The 16,443-nt window shown below is 72.8% G+C and carries 14 protein-coding genes and 1 pseudogene; 9 read left to right on the forward strand and 6 right to left on the reverse strand.

What is annotated here, in order from left to right:
* Window positions 1–102 precede the first annotated feature (102 nt).
* Both BCD49_RS01040 and BCD49_RS01045 read left to right on the forward strand, forming a co-directional pair.
* Window positions 103–954, forward strand: coding sequence for an SDR family NAD(P)-dependent oxidoreductase (locus BCD49_RS01040; protein ID WP_007516738.1), 852 nt, complete (start codon window positions 103–105; stop codon window positions 952–954).
* Window positions 951–2,024 carry an S-adenosylmethionine:tRNA ribosyltransferase-isomerase gene (locus tag BCD49_RS01045; RefSeq protein ID WP_007516739.1) on the forward strand — a complete coding sequence of 358 codons (1,074 nt, stop codon included), beginning with the start codon at window positions 951–953 and terminating at the stop codon, window positions 2,022–2,024. Before BCD49_RS01040 ends, BCD49_RS01045 begins: the two co-directional genes overlap by 4 nt.
* A gap of 55 nt (window positions 2,025–2,079) precedes the next feature.
* On the opposite strand, the gene BCD49_RS01050 is transcribed toward BCD49_RS01045, so the two are convergent.
* Window positions 2,080–2,892 (reverse strand): GNAT family N-acetyltransferase, encoded by an 813-nt coding sequence (locus tag BCD49_RS01050; RefSeq protein WP_027140194.1) that lies wholly within the window; start codon window positions 2,890–2,892, stop codon window positions 2,080–2,082.
* 41 nt (window positions 2,893–2,933) lie between these two features.
* Entirely contained in the window at window positions 2,934–4,232 is a 1,299-nt protein-coding gene (locus tag BCD49_RS01055) for a wax ester/triacylglycerol synthase domain-containing protein (protein ID WP_232793899.1), read from the reverse strand.
* 519 nt (window positions 4,233–4,751) lie between these two features.
* Here BCD49_RS01055 and BCD49_RS01060 point away from each other — a divergent pair.
* The 4 genes from BCD49_RS01060 to BCD49_RS01075 all read left to right on the forward strand — a co-directional run bounded on the left by BCD49_RS01060 (window position 4,752) and on the right by BCD49_RS01075 (window position 9,124).
* Complete coding sequence (locus BCD49_RS01060; protein ID WP_007516744.1) at window positions 4,752–5,351, forward strand: serine O-acetyltransferase; 600 nt, start codon at window positions 4,752–4,754, stop codon at window positions 5,349–5,351.
* Entirely contained in the window at window positions 5,348–7,294 is a 1,947-nt protein-coding gene (locus tag BCD49_RS01065; RefSeq protein WP_007516746.1) for an HAD-IIIC family phosphatase, read from the forward strand. The genes BCD49_RS01060 and BCD49_RS01065 overlap by 4 nt, the downstream gene beginning before the upstream one ends.
* Before the next feature lie 2 nt (window positions 7,295–7,296).
* Complete coding sequence (locus BCD49_RS01070; RefSeq protein ID WP_007516748.1) at window positions 7,297–7,530, forward strand: acyl carrier protein; 234 nt, start codon at window positions 7,297–7,299, stop codon at window positions 7,528–7,530.
* 268 nt (window positions 7,531–7,798) lie between these two features.
* Window positions 7,799–9,124, forward strand: a complete 1,326-nt coding sequence (locus tag BCD49_RS01075) for an effector-associated domain EAD1-containing protein (RefSeq protein WP_007516749.1) — start codon at window positions 7,799–7,801, stop codon at window positions 9,122–9,124.
* A gap of 591 nt (window positions 9,125–9,715) precedes the next feature.
* Here BCD49_RS01075 and BCD49_RS01080 read toward each other — a convergent pair.
* Both BCD49_RS01080 and BCD49_RS01085 read right to left on the reverse strand, forming a co-directional pair.
* Entirely contained in the window at window positions 9,716–10,093 is a 378-nt protein-coding gene (locus tag BCD49_RS01080; protein ID WP_007516751.1) for an ArsR/SmtB family transcription factor, read from the reverse strand.
* Window positions 10,094–10,834, reverse strand: a complete 741-nt coding sequence (locus BCD49_RS01085) for an SRPBCC family protein (RefSeq protein WP_007516752.1) — start codon at window positions 10,832–10,834, stop codon at window positions 10,094–10,096.
* Window positions 10,835–10,900: 66 nt separating this feature from the next.
* Between BCD49_RS01085 and BCD49_RS01090 the strand changes: the two genes are divergently transcribed.
* The 3 genes and pseudogenes from BCD49_RS01090 to BCD49_RS01100 form a co-directional block, all read left to right on the forward strand.
* Entirely contained in the window at window positions 10,901–11,572 is a 672-nt protein-coding gene (locus BCD49_RS01090; RefSeq protein ID WP_007516753.1) for a dimethylamine monooxygenase subunit DmmA family protein, read from the forward strand.
* 32 nt (window positions 11,573–11,604) lie between these two features.
* Complete coding sequence (locus BCD49_RS01095) at window positions 11,605–12,576, forward strand: PDR/VanB family oxidoreductase (RefSeq protein WP_035924257.1); 972 nt, start codon at window positions 11,605–11,607, stop codon at window positions 12,574–12,576.
* Window positions 12,576–13,622, forward strand: a pseudogene (locus tag BCD49_RS01100) (heme-dependent oxidative N-demethylase family protein); the annotation flags it as partial. The gene BCD49_RS01095 and the pseudogene BCD49_RS01100, both read left to right, overlap by 1 nt.
* A gap of 98 nt (window positions 13,623–13,720) precedes the next feature.
* On the opposite strand, the gene BCD49_RS01105 reads toward BCD49_RS01100, so the two are convergent.
* Window positions 13,721–14,554 carry an SAM-dependent methyltransferase gene (locus BCD49_RS01105; protein ID WP_007516757.1) on the reverse strand — a complete coding sequence of 278 codons (834 nt, stop codon included), beginning with the start codon at window positions 14,552–14,554 and terminating at the stop codon, window positions 13,721–13,723.
* A 331-nt stretch (window positions 14,555–14,885) separates the two neighbouring features.
* Window positions 14,886–16,439, reverse strand: coding sequence for an acyl-CoA synthetase (locus BCD49_RS01110; protein WP_071041016.1), 1,554 nt, complete (start codon window positions 16,437–16,439; stop codon window positions 14,886–14,888).
* Window positions 16,440–16,443 lie beyond the last annotated feature (4 nt).

Consider the following 16,443-nt stretch of genomic DNA (forward strand, 5'->3'; position numbering starts at 1 on the left):
TCCGCACTCTCCCTTGCCGCCCGGCAACGCTCCGGCCCACCCGCCGGGTCGGGCGCGCTCGACCCTTGACTTGAAGTTAACTTTAACTATGACGATCGCCGCATGACCACTGATCCTGTTGCACTGATCACCGGCGGGTCGCGGGGACTGGGGCTCGCCCTGGCTCGTGCCCTCGCCGAACGCGGCTGGCGGGTCGTCGTTGACGGCCGCGACGCCGCGCGCCTCGCGGAGGCGGTGGCGTCGACGCCCGCCGTCGCGCCGACGCCCTCCGTGCCGGGGAAGGCCGCTGGCGGCGTGAGGCTCCGTCAGCCTGACGACCCCTGCGACCGGGTCGTCGCGGTCGCCGGCGACGTCACCGACGCGGCGCACCGGCGGGGGCTCGTCGACGCGGTGACGAGCGTCGGCCGACTGGACCTCGTCGTCGCCAATGCCAGCGAGCTCGGCCCGAGCCCGCTGCCCGCGCTCGCCGACGCACCCCTCGACGCCGTCCGCGCCGTCTATGAGACGAACGTCATCGCGCCGCTGGCGCTGGTCCAGCTGGTACTGCCGCTGCTGCGCGAAAGCGGCGGGACGCTGCTCACGATCAGCTCGGACGCCGCTGTCGAGGCCTACCCGCGCTGGGGCGTGTACGGGCCGTCGAAGGCCGCCCTCGACCACCTCGCCGCCGTCCTCGGCGCCGAGGAGCCGGAGGTGAGCGTGTACGCGGTCGACCCGGGGGACATGCGGACCGAGATGCACCAGCGGGCGTTCCCCGACGAGGACATCTCCGACCGGCCGCCGCCCGAGCAGGTGGCACCGGCGATCCTGCGGCTGATCGAGGCGCGCCCGGCCAGCGGCCGCTATCGCGCGGCCGACCTCGCGGTCGATCCCAGGGGTGATCTCAGGGCTGACGTGGCGGCCGATCTCGCCGCCGGCCGCCCAGCCGACCTCCGGGCGGCGGAGGCCGTTCGATGAGCGCCGTCGCGTTCGATCTGCCGACGGGCCTGGAGGCATCCGCGCCGCCCGAGCGGCGCGACGGCGTCCGTCTCCTCGTCGCGCGTCCGAACGGCATCCGCCATGCCCGCTTCGCCGAGCTCGGCGAGCACCTGGCGCCCAGCGACCTGGTCGTCGTCAACACCTCCGCGATGCTTCCGGCCGCCGTGAGCGGCTCCCGCCACAGCCTTGGAGCCGTGGCCGTGGCCGGAGCTGGGACCGTGGCCGGAGCTGGGGCCGGGGACGGCGCGGTCGTCGTCCACTTCGCGACGGCGCTCGACGACGGCGACTGGGTGGTCGAGGTCCGGGCGGCGGACCCGGCCGCGGCGGGACCGGTCGGCGACCTGCGGCCCGGGGAACGGATCGCGCTGCCTTACGGCGTCTGGCTGACGGTCCACGCGCCGCGTCCCGCCGGCCAGGACCGGCTGTGGCGGGCGAGCGTGCCGGTCGACGGCGGTGTCGTGCCGTACCTGCGGCATGTCGGCCGGCCGATCCGTTACGCGTACGTGCTCGCCCCCCAGCCGATGGACGCCTATCGCACGGTGTTCGGCCGCGACCCGGGCAGTGCCGAGATGCCGAGCGCCGGGCGCCCGTTCTCGACGGACCTGGTGACCGACCTGGTCACCCGTGGCATCGGCGTCGCGCCGGTGTTGCTGCACACCGGTGTCTCCTCGCAGGAGCCCGGCGAGCCGCCGCAGCCGGAACGGTTCCGGGTCGACGCGCACACGGCCCGGCTGGTGAACGCGACGCGTCGGTGGGGCGGGCGGGTGGTCGCGGTCGGCACCACCGCCACCCGCGCCCTCGAGTCAGCCACCGGCCCGGACGGGACGGTGCGGGCCGCCGCCGGCTGGACCGACGTCGTCCTCGGCCCCGACAGGCCGGCCCGCACGGTCACTGGCCTGGTCACCGGGTGGCACGCGCCCGGAGCGTCGCACCTGGACCTGCTCGAGGCCGTCGCCGGCCCCGGTCTCGTCGCCGCAGCCTACCGCGAGGCGCTGCGCGAGCGCTACCTGTGGCACGAGTTCGGCGACAGCTGCCTGCTCCTGCCCTGACCGCGCGGGCCGAGCGCGCCGGCCGGCTCGCGGGCCCGACTCGGCTCGCGGGCGGTCATCCGCCTGGCGGGCGTTGGAGCTGGACCTGCCGCTCGGTGTCGACGAAGCCGAGCGCGCGGTAGACGCGGATGGCCTCGTCATCGGGATCGGCGACGATGACCAGCGTGCGCGCGCCGAGCTCGCGCTCACCCCGCTGCCCGAGGCCGTACTGCCCGAGGCCGTGGACGACAGCCGAGGCCAGGCCGCCGCGGCGATGGCCAGGGTGGGTCTCGACGTTCTGGAAACGGGCCAGCCCGCCCCCGTCGCTGACCAGGCCCGCGCCGGACCTCAGCTGACCGTCGACGAAGGCGCCGAACCAGACGCCGCCGCCCGCCTCGCAGAGCCGGCGCTCCTCGGCGACCGTCCTCGCGATGAACAGCCGTTCCTCGGCCGACGGTTCCTCGTCGCTGTGACAGGCGGCCCGCAGGCGGGCCGCCTGTGCCCAGTCGTCGTCACCGGCCAGCGGCCGGATCGTGGCAGCCGCCGGCGGGCGGGCCGGCGGTGTCAGCCGGGTGGCGGTCAGGACCGAGGTCACCTCCACCGTCACCCCGAGGCGGGCGAGCTCGGACTCGTCGCCGGCCTCGCCGTCGGCGCCGTCCACGCCCAGGGCGAGATGGGGGGCCCGCGGAAACGCGTCGGCGAACGCGACCGCCCACCGGTCCGCGTCGCCGCGGCGCACCGGGCCGTCGACCAGGATGAAGTTCCCCCACCAGAAGTCGGGATTGGTAGGGGTGCGGACGACCAGGTGGGACGCGTGCTCGGCGATGAGGGAGCCCGTCAGTCTCCGCACCATCAGGTCGGTCCGGAACCCGAGCGAGATCACCTTCACCGCCCGATCATAGGACCGCCTACGGACGGAACCCAGTGGCGTCAGGTGGTGGCCGTGGCGGATGCCTCGGCGGCCGCGGCCGCGGCCGCGGCCGCGGGCTGGGCCGGGACGGCGGTGAGACCGGCGGTCCGTTCCAGGCGGTCGAGCTCGGTGAGCCAGAGGCCGACCAGCCGGGCGCCGTCCGGCACGTTGCCGTTGACCGCGACGGACAGCGAGGCCGTGGGCCCGAGGACGCCCAGCATGACGAACAGGCGCTGTCCCGGAAGGAGAACCGGGATCGGCGTCCCCGCGGTGACCGGGCAGCCCGCCACGGCCATCGGACCGGCCAGGACGCCGACGTTCGACGTCGTCACGGGCACCCTTCGGGAATCCATTCCCATCGCCACCGCCCTGGACCCGAAACGGGCCGGGATCTTCTCGAACCACCAGCGCTCGCCGGCCGCCACGTTCTCGGCGCCGCGGTAGCGCGACGTCTGCCGGCGTACCGTCTCGAAACGGCTCCAGGGCGATATGGGACCGCGGGGCAGAGAAACGCGAGCGCCTACGACATAGTTGCCCAGGCCGCCGAACTCATCTTTGCGGCGGATACTGACCGGCATCAGCGCCCGCACCTCGCGGCGTCCGTCGACCGGCCGCGACCAGGCGTCGAGGGCGCCGGACAACGCGACCAGGAAGACGTCGTTGACGGTGGCGTCGTACGCCCGGCCGAGGGCTCGCAGCCGCTCGACGTTCGTCGTCGCCCAGTACAGGTTGTGAGCTTTCGACCATGGCCGCGTCAGCGCCTCCAGGCTGCCGGCCGGCGTCGCCCAGCCGAGGACGCGCCCCAGGGCCACCGCCAGCCCGCGTGGGGTGACCCGCCCGTCGCGTCCCCGGCGCGGCGGCGCGGCGGCGGGCCCTTCGCCGAAGAGCATGCCCAGCACCTGGTGCAGGGCCGCCCCGTCGAGCCAGATATGGCTGGCGCGGAACAGGATGTGGAACTCGTCGGCGCCGGGACCTGGCAGCAGGCAGATCTCCCACGGCGGCGCGTCCAGCGGGATCGGCGCCCGGCAGCGCCACTCGACGAAGGCCCGCAGCTCCGCCTCTCCCGCACCCGCCGACAGGTGGTGCTCCCGGACATGGGTCGATACGTCGTAGCCCGGCTGGGGTGTCCAGGCGGGCCAACCGGCGCGGCCCGCGGCGGCCGTCAGCCTATGCGTCAGGGCCGGGAACCTCCGTGCCCGGTCGAGCACCGCGGCGCGCGCGGCGCCGAGATCGCAGGTGCCCGCGGCCCGCAGCAGATAGGCGACCGCGACCGGCGCGGCGCTGTTTTTCCGCTGATAGCCGAGAAGCGCGCTGTCCATCCTGCTCAGCGGGCTGGACCCCGTTTCGGAAAACTTCTCAGGACGCATCCAAACCCCCCACATCGCAGGGCGCCCGCCCCCCGGTCGGCAATCCGAAAAAAGAGCACGACGACGGGGGAATGACACCTGCCGTACGAACAGACGCGACCATGGAACCGTAGGCCGGCGTAGTCGCCGTTGATTCATCCGTCCGTTCTGCGCAGCGATACCGGAGGTTCGCGGGAAACCATTCCTTGGTTTCCGACCGGGTCTTCCCGCCCCATGGGCGCAATCGGTGCCCCAGGGAGGCCGGGCGTGGCGTCGTGGTCGCCGCCGCCGATGGCCGCGTCGGCGGACCTCTCGGTTGCCCGGCGAGTAGCCAAGCTCACAGCCTGGTCGCACCGCCAGCGGTGCCCGGAGCTGGGCAGGAGGGCAGATGTGGTCTGAGGATGAGGCCACCGGGCCCGGCTTGCGCAGACCCTACTGTTACGTAACTGTATGGTTGGAAAAAAGTGGAGGCGGCGCGGAGGGTCCGGCTGGATGGGCACACAGACAGGTCGCGGCAGGTTCGCCACGGCGGCCGTCGATGGAACCGGCGCATCCGAACCAGGGGCCGCCGCGGAACCGAGCCTTGGGGCACTGATCGGGGAAGACTGGCGCAATCATGGCCGCTCGCTCGTCCATCCCGGCATGCACGCGCTGGTGGTGTACCGGGTGGGCCACTGGCGGCTCACTGCGCCGGCCTGGCTTCGGTCTCCGGTCGGCATCATCTACAAACTCGTCAACGAACTTGTGATCCGTGCCCTGTACGGGGTGGAGATCGCCGACGAGGCGGTCATCGGCCGCCGGGTCCGGATCGGGCATCACCAGGCGGTGCAGATCCCCGCGTTCTGCGTGCTGGGTGACGACTGTCTCATCCGCCACAACGTCACGATCGGGTTCGCCTCCGCCGACGCGTCCCGGCACGCGGTGCCCACCATCGGCGCCCGGGTGGAGATCGGCCCCGGTTCGCACCTGCTCGGCCCCATCACGATCGGGGACGACGTCAGGATCGGGCCGAACTCGATCGTGACCGTCGACGTCCCGGCCGGCGCGACCGTGTTCGCGGCTCCCGCCCGGGTGATGAGGCGGCCCACATGAGCACGAGATGGGACGACGGCCGGGACGCCGGAGCCGGTCCGATGCGCACCGGTCTCGACCGGGCGCGGGCGGCCGAACGGGCGGGTGACGACGCCGGCGCGGTGCGGTGGGCGCTGGTCGCGACCGACGCGGGCGACGACCTGGCCGCCTGGTCGGCGGCCGCCGGTGTCGTGGCACGCTGCCTGCCGAGGGTGGCGCCGCTGGCCCGAACGGCGCGGGTGGCCGTGCTCGGCAGCTACACGACGTCGCAGCTCTCGGCGCTGCTGCCGGTGGCGGCGGCGCGGGCGGGGGTGGCGGTCGAGCTCTACGAGTGTGGCTACGGCCAGTACCGCCAGGAGATCCTCGACCCGTCGAGCGGGCTGTACCGGTTCGGCCCGGACGTCGTCGTCCTCGCGGTGCACGCCGGCGAGGCCCAGCTGCCGGCGATGAGCGAGGACCCGGACGCGGACGTGGCGGCCGAGGCCGCCCGTTGGACGTCGCTGTGGGACCTGCTCGTCGACCGGACCGGGGCCAGGGTCGTGCAGCACCTGTTCGCCGTCCCGCCGGACGTGGCGCTGGGGCACCTGGCCGCGCGCACTCCGGGCTGCCGGGCCACGATGCTCGCCGCGGTGAACGCCGCGCTCGGGCGGGCCACCGGCAGCCGCGTGGCGCTGGTCGACTGCGACCGGCTCGCGGCCGAGGTCGGCAAGCGCCGCTGGTTCGACGCCCGTTACTGGCACCGGGCCAAGCAGGCGGTCTCGCTCGGCTGCGTGCCGCTGCTGGCCCGGCACACCGCCGCGGTGCTCGGCGCCCAGCTCGGCGCCAGCCGCAAGTGCCTGGTGCTCGACCTGGACAACACGCTCTGGGGTGGTGTGCTGGGCGAGGAGGGCCTCGGCGGCATCGCCCTGGGCGACGGCCCCGCCGGCGAGGCGTTCACCGCGTTTCAGGACCACATCCTGGAACTGAAGGCCAAGGGTGTGATCCTCGCGGTCTGCTCGAAGAACAACGACGCCGACGCCCGTGAGGTGTTCGAACGCCACCCCGGCATGCGGCTGCGGCTCGACGACATCGCGATGTTCTCCGCGTCCTGGGCGGACAAGCCGGCGCAGATCCGCCAGATCGCGAGCACGCTCGGCATCGGCCTGGACTCGCTGGTCTTCGTCGACGACAACGCCGCCGAGCGGGAGGTCGTGCGCCAGCTGGTCGGCGAGGTCGACGTGATCGATCTGCCGCCCGACCCACACGGCTACGTGCGGGCGCTGGCGTCCTATCCGTTCTTCGAGACCCCGGCCCTCACCACGGAGGACGCGGACCGCGCCGCCCAGTACCGCGCCCGCGCCCAGGCCGCCCAGCTCGCCGCCGGCGCCACGTCGCTGGAGGACTTCCACCGAAGCCTCGCGATGGTCGCCACCGTCGTCCCGCTCGACGAGGTGACCCTGCCGCGGGTCGCGCAGCTGGTCGTCAAGACCAACCAGTTCAACCTCACCGGCCGGCGCCGAAGCCAGGCCGAGCTCGCCGAGCTCGCCGCCGACCCGGCCACCGCGGTGCTCTGCGTCCGGCTCACCGACCAGTTCGCCGACCACGGCCTGGTCGCCGTCGCGATCGCCCGCCAGGAGCACGACGTACTCGACATCGACACCTGGCTGATGAGCTGCCGAGTGATCGGCCGGACGCTGGAGGACGAGACGGCCGGGCTTCTCATTGCCGAGGCTCGCCGCCGCGGTTGCCGCTACCTGCGTGGGCACTACGTACCCACGGCCAAGAACGGACTGGTCAGCGATTTGTTCAGCCGTCTCGGATTCGCCCCCGCCCCCGCCGAGCCGGCCCCCACCGGGGGCGTTCGTTCGCCCGAACACCAGTCCGGCGCCGTCTCCTGGCTGCTCGCCGTCGACGACGCCGGCAGCCCGCCCGGCCTCATCCAGATCACCCGAACCGACCGGGAACTCGAAGGGAGCACGAGCTGACCATGGACGATCGACTGCAGCAGGTCTTTCGGGAGATCTTCGCTGACGACGCCCTCGTCGTCTCCGACGACACGACCGCCGCCGACATCCCCGCCTGGGACTCGCTGGCGCACATCAATCTCATGTTCGCCGTCGAGAACGAGTTCGAGATCGAGATCCCCGACGATCGGCTCGGCTCCTTCGGCACCGTCGGTGAGCTGCGTCGGTTCCTCGAGGCGCGAGCCGTCGCCCGCTGAGCTGGGCGAGCGGCTGAGCGGCTGAGCTGGGCGAGCACCGCCGAGCGGTGGCCGTCCGGCCCGCGAGAGACCCCTCGTCACAACCCTCGTCTCGCACCCGGTACTCATCGGCCTGAGGAAGGCGCCAACACCTCCGATATAAACGAGCGGGAATGGCCCGCTGGACGGGCGCGAGCCTGGCTTCGGGGAGGTGCGTCCGAGTGCGGCACGGTCCCGACGCAGATCCGCCGGAGGCGCCGCCGACGGCCGGCCACGGGCATTCGCCGGGATGACGGCGCCGGCCGACACGGCGAGTGAGCTGTTTATATCGGGCATCACGTTGATGGCCATCGCGCTGATGCTGGATGGCGTCTCCGTCGTCCTTATGCCGCTGGCCGGCAGGAGGCCACGCAGAGGTGGACGAGCGGCGAGGAGAACGAAGGCCCGGCTGGACTCGGTCGTCACCGCGTTCGAGCGGACGGGCCGATGGCTGCCAGTGGCCGACGTGTCGGCCGCGCTCGCCTGCCGCGACCAGGTCGCCCGCCGGGCGCTCGCCCTCGTGGCCCCCGGGTTCGTCGTCGCGAGCCTTGGCGTCATCGTCGCCGCGACCGGCCAGCTGTGGAGAATGGGACCTTGGCGATCGGCGGCGGAAGAACAGCCAGAACTGAAGCTGGCCGGGCTGATGGTGGGCTACCTCGCCCTGGTCGGGATGTGCCTGCTGGTGCAGCGTCAGATTTACAACTGGAACGCTGACTACTTCGCCGCCTACAGCCTGTTACGTGCCGCCGAGCTCGTCGTGGACCTTGACCGTGCGCGGGTGGCCGCGGATCTGGCGGGGATCGACCAGGTGGCAGTCCGGCGGGAGCTGAGCGGCCAGCTCCGATCGGCGGCCGGATACGTCCGGCGCCTGATCGGAAAGGCTCTTCCGATGCTGGCCGGCAAAGACGAGCTGCGTCTGGTGACCGCGCAGGCGGAAGACATCGCGGCTGGCTTCCGGGGTTGGCAGGTGCTCGCGGTCTCGGGCTCGCCGGACGAGCTCGCGCGGCTGCTCCCGGCACTCGGCGACGCTCTCGCCGCGCTCGTCCAGCACCGTTTCCGGGACCTCCCCCGGATCATCGACGCGCTGGCCGCCGTTCCGCCGGATGACGGGCCGCGAACAGGTCCGTCATCCGGGGGGACGGCGGGAGACCTCGGATACCTCGCGTCTGAGCGGCAAGGACCAGCGACGGTGGGAGAGCCGGGGCTCATTCTTTCCGGCGACGACCGGCATCGGCTGTGTATCACTCTCGCCGAGATATTCCATGAGGCGGCCGAGGCCGGGATGGTGCTCGACTCCATCGACTTTCCCCGTGGGCGGCGACCCAGCTGGCACGGCAGCAACCCCGAGATCTGGTGGAGCCAGGTATTCGACAACCTTGACTCCGGAATCGTCCAGGACGCATATCGTCGCCTGCTCCGGGCGGCGCGCGCCCGTCGCCCGCACAACGCGATGTTCGCCGAGATCGCGCGGCGCCACGGGATGAGCGACGAGCCGCACCGCCAGTCCTTTCCGCCCGCTGACGGGGCCCAGCGGGCGGGGTGGGGAATCTCCCAATGGATCCGGCGGAAGGTGTGACCGACCGCGTCACCCGTACCGAATCGTCCAGGCGAACTGGCCTGGCCTCAGGCGGTAGAAATTGGACCCGATCTTGACCGCTACCTGCGGCAACAGGAACGGACCGAGTCGACAGGTGGCGGGATGCAACTGTATGACTCCGAAACGTGAAGGGTTGTTCGGATGGGATCTCGGCGGGCCTCGCTGCGTTCGAAGCGACCGGTGGTCGCCTGCGCCGTTCATGATCTGGTGGGATCGTCGGAGCTATCGCGCCGAAAATGCCACCAGATCATGAAAGTGGGTGGCGATCCGCAGCTTGTACGCGTTGCTAAACACCCGCCGCGACGGACGCGGCGCCGGATCACCCCGCGGCGACAACCCGCCCCCACGTTCCCGCGACTCTGACTCCACGAACACAACGATCTCCGATCACGCCCCCATGGCCAACCCGCATCCAGCGGGTGTCTCACCCGAGACCGACAGGGAGGGGGTTACCCTCGGTCCGACGGACGGCGACCAGAACCCCTGTGCACGAATCCGTGCACGAGGAGGCTGGTTCGCCGCTGGTCGGCGAAGAGGGCAAGGGCCGGTGCTGAGTGTCCGAGGTGGGCCTCAGGCGGACTCGCTGCGCCGCGCTCCCGACGTCCGAGCCTGGTGGGCGCGGCGGCCGCGGGCGACCTCGGTGGCGAGCGCGTCGAGCGGCTGGGCGAACGGCGCCAGCGGGTCGGCGAGCAGAGCGGCCAGCCAGTCCCGCGCGGCGGCGAGACCGGCCTGGTCGAGGGCGTAGTACCGGTGAGTGCCCTCGGCGCGCACGGTCACCAGCCCGGCCGCGCGCAGCACCTTGAGATGCTGCGAGACGGCGGGCTGCGAGATCGGCGCCCGGGCCCGCAGCGTCGCGACGACCGATCCGACGGGCTGCTCGCCGGTGGCGAGGAGCTCCAGGATCTGCCGGCGGACCGGTTCGCCGAGCGCCTCGAAGACGCCGTCCACCTAGCTCCCGGCGCTCTCGTCCTCGCCCGTCGCGGGCACGGCATCCGCGACCACGGCATCCGGGGCGGCGGCATCCGGGGCGGCGGCATCCGGGGGAACGGCATCGTCGGGGACGACGGTGTAGAAGGTCACGGTGCGCGCGGCGGCCTCATGCGCCGGCCCCGGCTCGTCGCCGTCGCGGACCGCGGCATCGGCCCAGCCCACCGCGCAGCGCCGCACGAACTCGACGCCGTTCGGCGTCGTGGCGAAGGCTGCCCCCTCCGCCGGGTCGACCGGCATTCCGCTGTCGAGGTGCAGGCCGAGACCCATCAGAGCCAGGTCCCAGCCGACGCCGACGGCGCCGGGACCGAACTGCTTCCAGAAGTCGGGGTCTACGGGCGACTCGTGGACCAGCTCGAGGATGGTGCCGGCGCCGGCCGGCGTGAGGGTGACCTCCAGCCAGGACACCAGGCCGCCGAACTCCCAGGTCACGGCGAACGACTCGGGCTCCTCGCAGCGCTCGACGACACCGCCGGCGTTGCCCTCTAGCTGGTAGCGGCCGCCCAGCACCAGATCGCCGCTGACGGGCAGGAACCAGCGGGGGATGCGGTCGACGTCGGTCACGGCGTCCCAGAGATCGGCCTGGTCGGTGCTATACGTCCGACGGGCGACGGCGATCTTCGTAGGCTGGCCGTTCCGGGAGCCGCCGCGGACCTCGCGGGCGACCAGCCCGGCGGCGGCGACGGGATCGATGGTGTTCATGGCTCGACTATATAAGCCACCACTTATTTAATGGCGGGTGGGTAGGACCTGCTCCGACGCGGTCGCGTGGACATCGCGTGGACATCGCCCGAGCGGCTGTCGCCGCCGCTGACGCGCCTCGCGGCGTCGGCCTACTGTTGGTCGGTGCCGAACCTGGCTCATACGAGCGTGCCGCCGTGGGCGCGTCCGGGTGCTCCGGCGTCCTCGCCCGTCGACGCCGTCGCGAACGCCGACGCCGTCGCGAACGCCGACGCCGTCGCGAGCGCCGACGACGGCGGGGGCGCCGCGTACGTCCTGGTCGGCGTGGGCCCGGAGGCGGCGGGCGTACTGGCGTCGTGGTGGGATGAGCTCGCCCCGCGCCCCGGCCGTCCAGACCCGGTGGTGCTGTGCGCCGCCGACGTGGCGACGGCGGGCGAACGGCTCGCGGCGGCCCTGGCCGAGGCGCGGGTCGGCGTCCGGGTGCGGCTGGCTGGTTCCGTCGGTTGCTGCCTCGCCCTGCGGGCGACGGCGATCGCGGCCGGTCTCGAGGACGACGAGCTGTCCGTCGCCCCGACGGGAGCCGGACCGATCGAGGTGGCCTGTGTCCACTGCGGCGGTGTCGCCTCGGTCGAAGCCGCGATCGGCGACGTCGTCGGCTGCCCGGGCTGCGGGCGTGGCCTGGTCATCTACCACCACGTTTCCCGCCGATTGGGCCGCTTCCTGGGATTCCAGGCGGATGCCGGGGCGAGCGCCGAATGACCAGCGCGGGTTCTGGATGAACATCGCGGGCCATGGATGAGCAGCGCAGGCGCCGAATGACCGGCGGCCTGGATCTCGAACTGGTCGTCGTCGCCGTCGACGAGCCGGTGCCGGGAGTCCGGAGCATCCGGCTGGCCGCGCCCGACGGGCGCGAGCTGCCGGGCTTCGTCCCCGGCAGCCACCTCCTGCTGGACTGCGGCGGCCGGGTCAACGCCTACAGCCTCACCTCCGCCGGCCTCGGCCCCAGCGAGTACGCCGTCTCGGTGCTGCTGGTGGCGAACGGCCTCGGCGGATCGCGCTGGATACACGAGCGTCTCGCCCCGGGCGACCGGTTGGCCGCCCGCCTGCCGCGCAGCGCGTTTCCGCCGGTCGCGCGCGCCCGTCGGCACCTGCTGGTCGCGGGTGGCATCGGGGTGACGCCGATCGTCGCGCATCTGCGGGCCGCCCGGCGGCGCGGTCACGACGCGCAGGTCCTCTACGTCCACCGCCCCGGGCGCGGCGCCCACGTCGACGACGTCATCGGGCTCTCCGACGGCCGCGCCGAGCTCTTCACCGACCGCCGGGCGTTCTCCACCCGGGTCGAGGAGGCACTCGCCGACCAGCCGCTGGGAACGCATCTGTACGTCTGCGGCCCCGCCGCGTTGACCGACCAGGTCGTCGCCACCGCGGCTGGACTCGGCTGGCCGGCGTCGCGGATCCATACCGAGCGGTTCGGCGCGGCCGTGCTGGAGCCCGGCGCCTCCTTCGACGTCGTCCTCGCGAGGACCGGCGGGACGCTGACGGTCCCCGGCGGCACCAGCCTGCTCGAGGCGCTCGAGTCCGCCGGCCTCGACGTCGCGAGCCGTTGCCGCCACGGCGTGTGCGGTGAGTGCCGGATCCCGGTCACGGCCGGGCGTCCACTGCACCGCGACCTGTTCCTGTCCGAGGAGGAGAGATCCTCCGGCGCCTGGGTCATGCCCTGCGTCTCCCGGGCAGACGGCTCCCACCTGGAGGTCCCGCTCTGATGGCCGTCCCGGAACCGTCGCCGTCGCCGTCGTCGCCGCCGAGCGTCGCGGAATCGTCGCCGCTGCGCCACGGCTTCCCGTTCCCCTTCACCGACGAGCGTTTCCGGTACAGCACCAACGTCGAGCCCGCCCGCATACCGGTCCACACCGCGGCCGGCCGATGGGGCGCGGCGGTCGTCGACATCGACGGCGAATATCACCGTGAGCTGACCGAGCGCGCCCGGATTCTCGCTCAGGACCCGACACGGCACGCGGTCCCCACGCACATGCGAACGGCGGCGTGGGACGCCACGCTGATCCTGCTGCGCGAGCTGGGCGCGAGCTACCCGGCCGACATGTTCCTCACCCGGACAGGCACCGACCGCTGGCACTGGGAGAACCGCCGGCTCGGCGTCGAGGCCGATCTCGTCTACGGAGAGGACGCGACACTGCCCGGCGGGCCGCTGCGCTGGGTCGCGAACCAGGTTCAGGAGGACGTCGTTCTGCTCGACGAGCGGGCGGGCCAGCTCTGGGTCGACGCCGGCGTCGTGACCTTCGCGGCCGCCTGGAGCTTCGGGTTCGACCTGGGCATGAGTTTTCTGGAGATCCACGGCCCGGTTCCGCGTATCCACGCAGAGGGCGTCATCAGTCGGGCCCAGGAGTTCATCAGGCGACTCCAGCCGCATCAGCCATACCGCCGGACCAACTGGGGGATGACCGTCGGCCGGCGCCTAGACGTCTCCCTCGAGCGCTACCCCGACTGGGCGCCGGACCGGGCGCGGCTACAGCGGGCCGACGACGAGGCATTCGGGCGGCTGCTCCACCTGCGGGTCGAGGTTCAGCACCTAATGCGGCTGCCGGACTCCGGCGCGGTCATGTTCCTCATCCGCACCTACCTGCTCTCGTTCGAGCAGCTCGCGGCCGTCGAGCCCTGGCGTCGCCGTACCGCCGACGTTCTGGCGCACCTGCCGGGCGACGTCGCCGACTACAAGGGCCTCGCCGACTTTCGCGACCGGGCCGTCGCCTGGCTGCGCGCCGCAGGCCCGCCGCCCGCCGCCCTGGCACCGAACTGACCCGGGGCCGAACCGGCCGGGCAGGGACCGTCGGCACGGCCCGGCCAGGGGCCGTCAGCACGGCACGGCCAGGGCGACCGGGGCGCGCAAGATCAGGGCTTTCGGGCCACCCCAGCCAACAGCCAGTCGGTCTGGGGGCTGTCGCCGGCGGGGTGCCACTGCCAGGGCCGGACGACGCCCGGCTCGAGGAGCTCCAGCCCGGCGAAGTAGCTCTGGATCGTGGCGCGCGAGCGGAAGATCATGGGTGAGGTGGCCGCCCTCATGACCGCCGCCGTCCTGGCGACGGCGTCGGCCGGCGGGCCGTCCGACGTCATGTGCGAGAGCAGGAGATACGAGCCTGACGGGACGGCTCCCATGATTTTCGCGACGATGCCCGCCGGGTCCTCGTCGTCCTCGACGAAGTGGAGAACGGCGGCCATGAGAACGCCGACGGGCCGCGAGAAGTCCAGGAGGGCGGCGGTGTCCGGGTGAGTGATGATCGACTCGGGGTCTCGCGTGTCGGCGGTGATGATTGCCGTCGACTTGTCGTCCGCGAGCAAGGCTCGACCATATGCAAGCACGATCGGGTCGTAGTCCACGTAGACCACCCGTGCCCTCGGGTTGACCTCCTGGGCCACCTCGTGCACGTTTCCGGCGGTCGGCAGGCCGGTGCCGATGTCGAGGAACTGGTCGATCCCGGTGTTCGCCAGCCAGCGGGTTCCGCGTTGCAGGAACCGCCGGTTCTCCCTGGGGACATCCACCGCCGCTGTCTCGCCGATCGCGGCGGTGATGGTGGCGACCGCCTGACGGTCGACCTCGAAGTTGTCCTTGCCGCCGAGCAGATAGTCGTATATCCGCGCGGGGGTGGGCCTGTCCGTCTGGATGGCGGAGGCTCCGGGGGGTGGCTGCGGTTCGGGAACCGCCGACCTGAAGTTCCAGCCTGACATCCGCGCCGCCAGTTCGGATCGGCGCCGGTGATTCCGGCGGTTTCGCTGGGTAGGTGCTCGTCGCACCTTAGCGGCGCAAGCGTGTGGAATAAAGGCGGTGGTCGACTGGATTCGCTTCTCCCATCACTATGGGTGAAGATTTCACTAACTGATTTCACTATCTGTATGTCTGTGCTGGTGGCCGTGTTATGGCGGACCGGTCGCCGGCTGGGGCCACGCGGTGGTCTCAACTCAACGCAACTCGCCCCCGCCCCGCGGCGCCCCGCCCCGCGGCGCCCCGCCCCGCGGCGCCTCGCGTCGAGCCGAGGGCGGCGGTCGGTGGGCGCGGTGGTCAGGGGCTKGCGAGGAGCTTCTTCTGGACCTTGCCCATGGCGTTGCGCGGGAGGCCTTCGACGACGCGGACCTCGCGGGGGCGCTTGTGGACCGACAACTGCTCGGCGACGAACGCGGACACGGCGTCCGGGTCGACCGGCGCGGTGCCGTCCCCGACGACGTAGGCGACGATGCGCTGGCCCAGGTCGGCGTCCGCGACGCCGACGACTGCGGCCTCGGTGATCGCGGGATGGGCGAGCAGCGCCGCCTCGACCTCGCCAGCGCCGATCCGGTAGCCGCCGCTCTTGATGAGGTCGACGGAGGTCCGGCCGACGATCCGGTGCCAGCCGTCGGGGCCGATGACTGCCGCGTCGCCGGTCCGGAACCAGCCGTCGGACGTCCAGCTGGCCGCGGTCGCCTCCGCGAGGCCMAGGTAGCCGTCGAACAGGGTCGAGCCACGGACCTGCAGCTCACCGACGGACTCGCCGTCGCGCGGCACGTCCGCCACGCGGCCACCGCCGTCCAGGCCGCGCGGCGCGTCGGCGCCGTCGGTGGTGTTGATGGTGTTGGTGGTGTCGGCGTCATGGGTGGCGTCGGGGATCGGCGCGAGCCGGGTGGTCACCGTGGGCAGCGACAGGCCGACCCAGCCGGGCCTGCGCTCGCCGTCGGCGCGAACCGCCACGGTGATCAGGCTTTCGGTCATCCCGTAGCGCTCGACGGGCACGAGCCCGGTCAGCTCGTGCAGCCGCTGGGCCACTGGGACCGGCAGCGGGGCGCTGCCGGAGACCAGCAGTCGGGCCCGGCCGAGCRCCGCCGCGGCCGCCGGGTCGTCGCAGACCCGTGACCAGACCGTCGGCACGCCGAAGTAGAGGCTTCCGCCGTCCCGCTCCGCGGCCGCGGCGTAGTCCGCGGGGCGCGGCCGGCGGGTGTGAACCAGCGGGCTGCCGACTCGCAGCGCGCCCAGCATCCCGAGAACCAGCCCGTGCACGTGGAACAGCGGCAGTCCGTGGACGAGCACGTCGTCGGGCGTCCACGCCCAGGCGTCGGTGAGCGCGTCCAGGCAGGCGGCGATCGCCCGCCTGGACGTCACGACACCCTTGGGTGCTCCGGTCGTCCCGGATGTGTAGAGGACCATCGCGGTCGAGTCCGGGGCCGGCTCCGGAAAGGCGGTGCCGGACCGGCGGGCGGGGTCGACCGGCACCACCGGCAGCCCGGGGCCGCTGTCGCCCGCGCCCGCCGCGCCGTGCTCGGCGGGCGGTTCGCCGAGCCACAGCTCGGCCTGGGAGTCCGTGAGGATGTGCGCCCGTTCCCGCGGGCCCGCGTCGGCTGGCACCGGCACCACGGCCACCCCGGCGAGCAGGCAGCCGACGATCCCGACGACCGTCGGCAGGCTCGCCGATCCGGGTATCGCCACGACCCGCGCTCCGGCGACCTCGTCGGCGACGGCGGCCGCGGCGGCCCAGAGCTCTTCGCGCCGCAGCGCCTCACCCGCGACGCGCACCGCCGTTCGGTCGGCCAGCCCCCCGGTCGCCGCGACGCTGTCCGCGGTGCCGAGCAGCCGGTGCACGTTCACGCGG

Source organism: Pseudofrankia sp. EUN1h, from assembly GCF_001854645.1.
In the GTDB taxonomy this organism is placed as follows: Bacteria; Actinomycetota; Actinomycetes; order Frankiales; family Frankiaceae; genus Pseudofrankia; species Pseudofrankia saprophytica.

Coding starts and splice junctions, on each gene's coding strand:
- BCD49_RS01085 (WP_007516752.1), bottom strand. CDS start 10,834: ATGAACACCATCGATCCCGTCGCCGCCGCCGGGCTGGTCGCCCGCGAG.
- BCD49_RS01040 (WP_007516738.1), top strand. CDS start 103: ATGACCACTGATCCTGTTGCACTGATCACCGGCGGGTCGCGGGGACTG.
- BCD49_RS01075 (WP_007516749.1), top strand. CDS start 7,799: ATGACGGCGCCGGCCGACACGGCGAGTGAGCTGTTTATATCGGGCATC.
- BCD49_RS01045 (WP_007516739.1), top strand. CDS start 951: ATGAGCGCCGTCGCGTTCGATCTGCCGACGGGCCTGGAGGCATCCGCG.
- BCD49_RS01105 (WP_007516757.1), bottom strand. CDS start 14,554: ATGTCAGGCTGGAACTTCAGGTCGGCGGTTCCCGAACCGCAGCCACCC.
- BCD49_RS01055 (WP_232793899.1), bottom strand. CDS start 4,232: ATGGACAGCGCGCTTCTCGGCTATCAGCGGAAAAACAGCGCCGCGCCG.
- BCD49_RS01065 (WP_007516746.1), top strand. CDS start 5,348: ATGAGCACGAGATGGGACGACGGCCGGGACGCCGGAGCCGGTCCGATG.
- BCD49_RS01070 (WP_007516748.1), top strand. CDS start 7,297: ATGGACGATCGACTGCAGCAGGTCTTTCGGGAGATCTTCGCTGACGAC.
- BCD49_RS01095 (WP_035924257.1), top strand. CDS start 11,605: ATGGATGAGCAGCGCAGGCGCCGAATGACCGGCGGCCTGGATCTCGAA.
- BCD49_RS01060 (WP_007516744.1), top strand. CDS start 4,752: ATGGGCACACAGACAGGTCGCGGCAGGTTCGCCACGGCGGCCGTCGAT.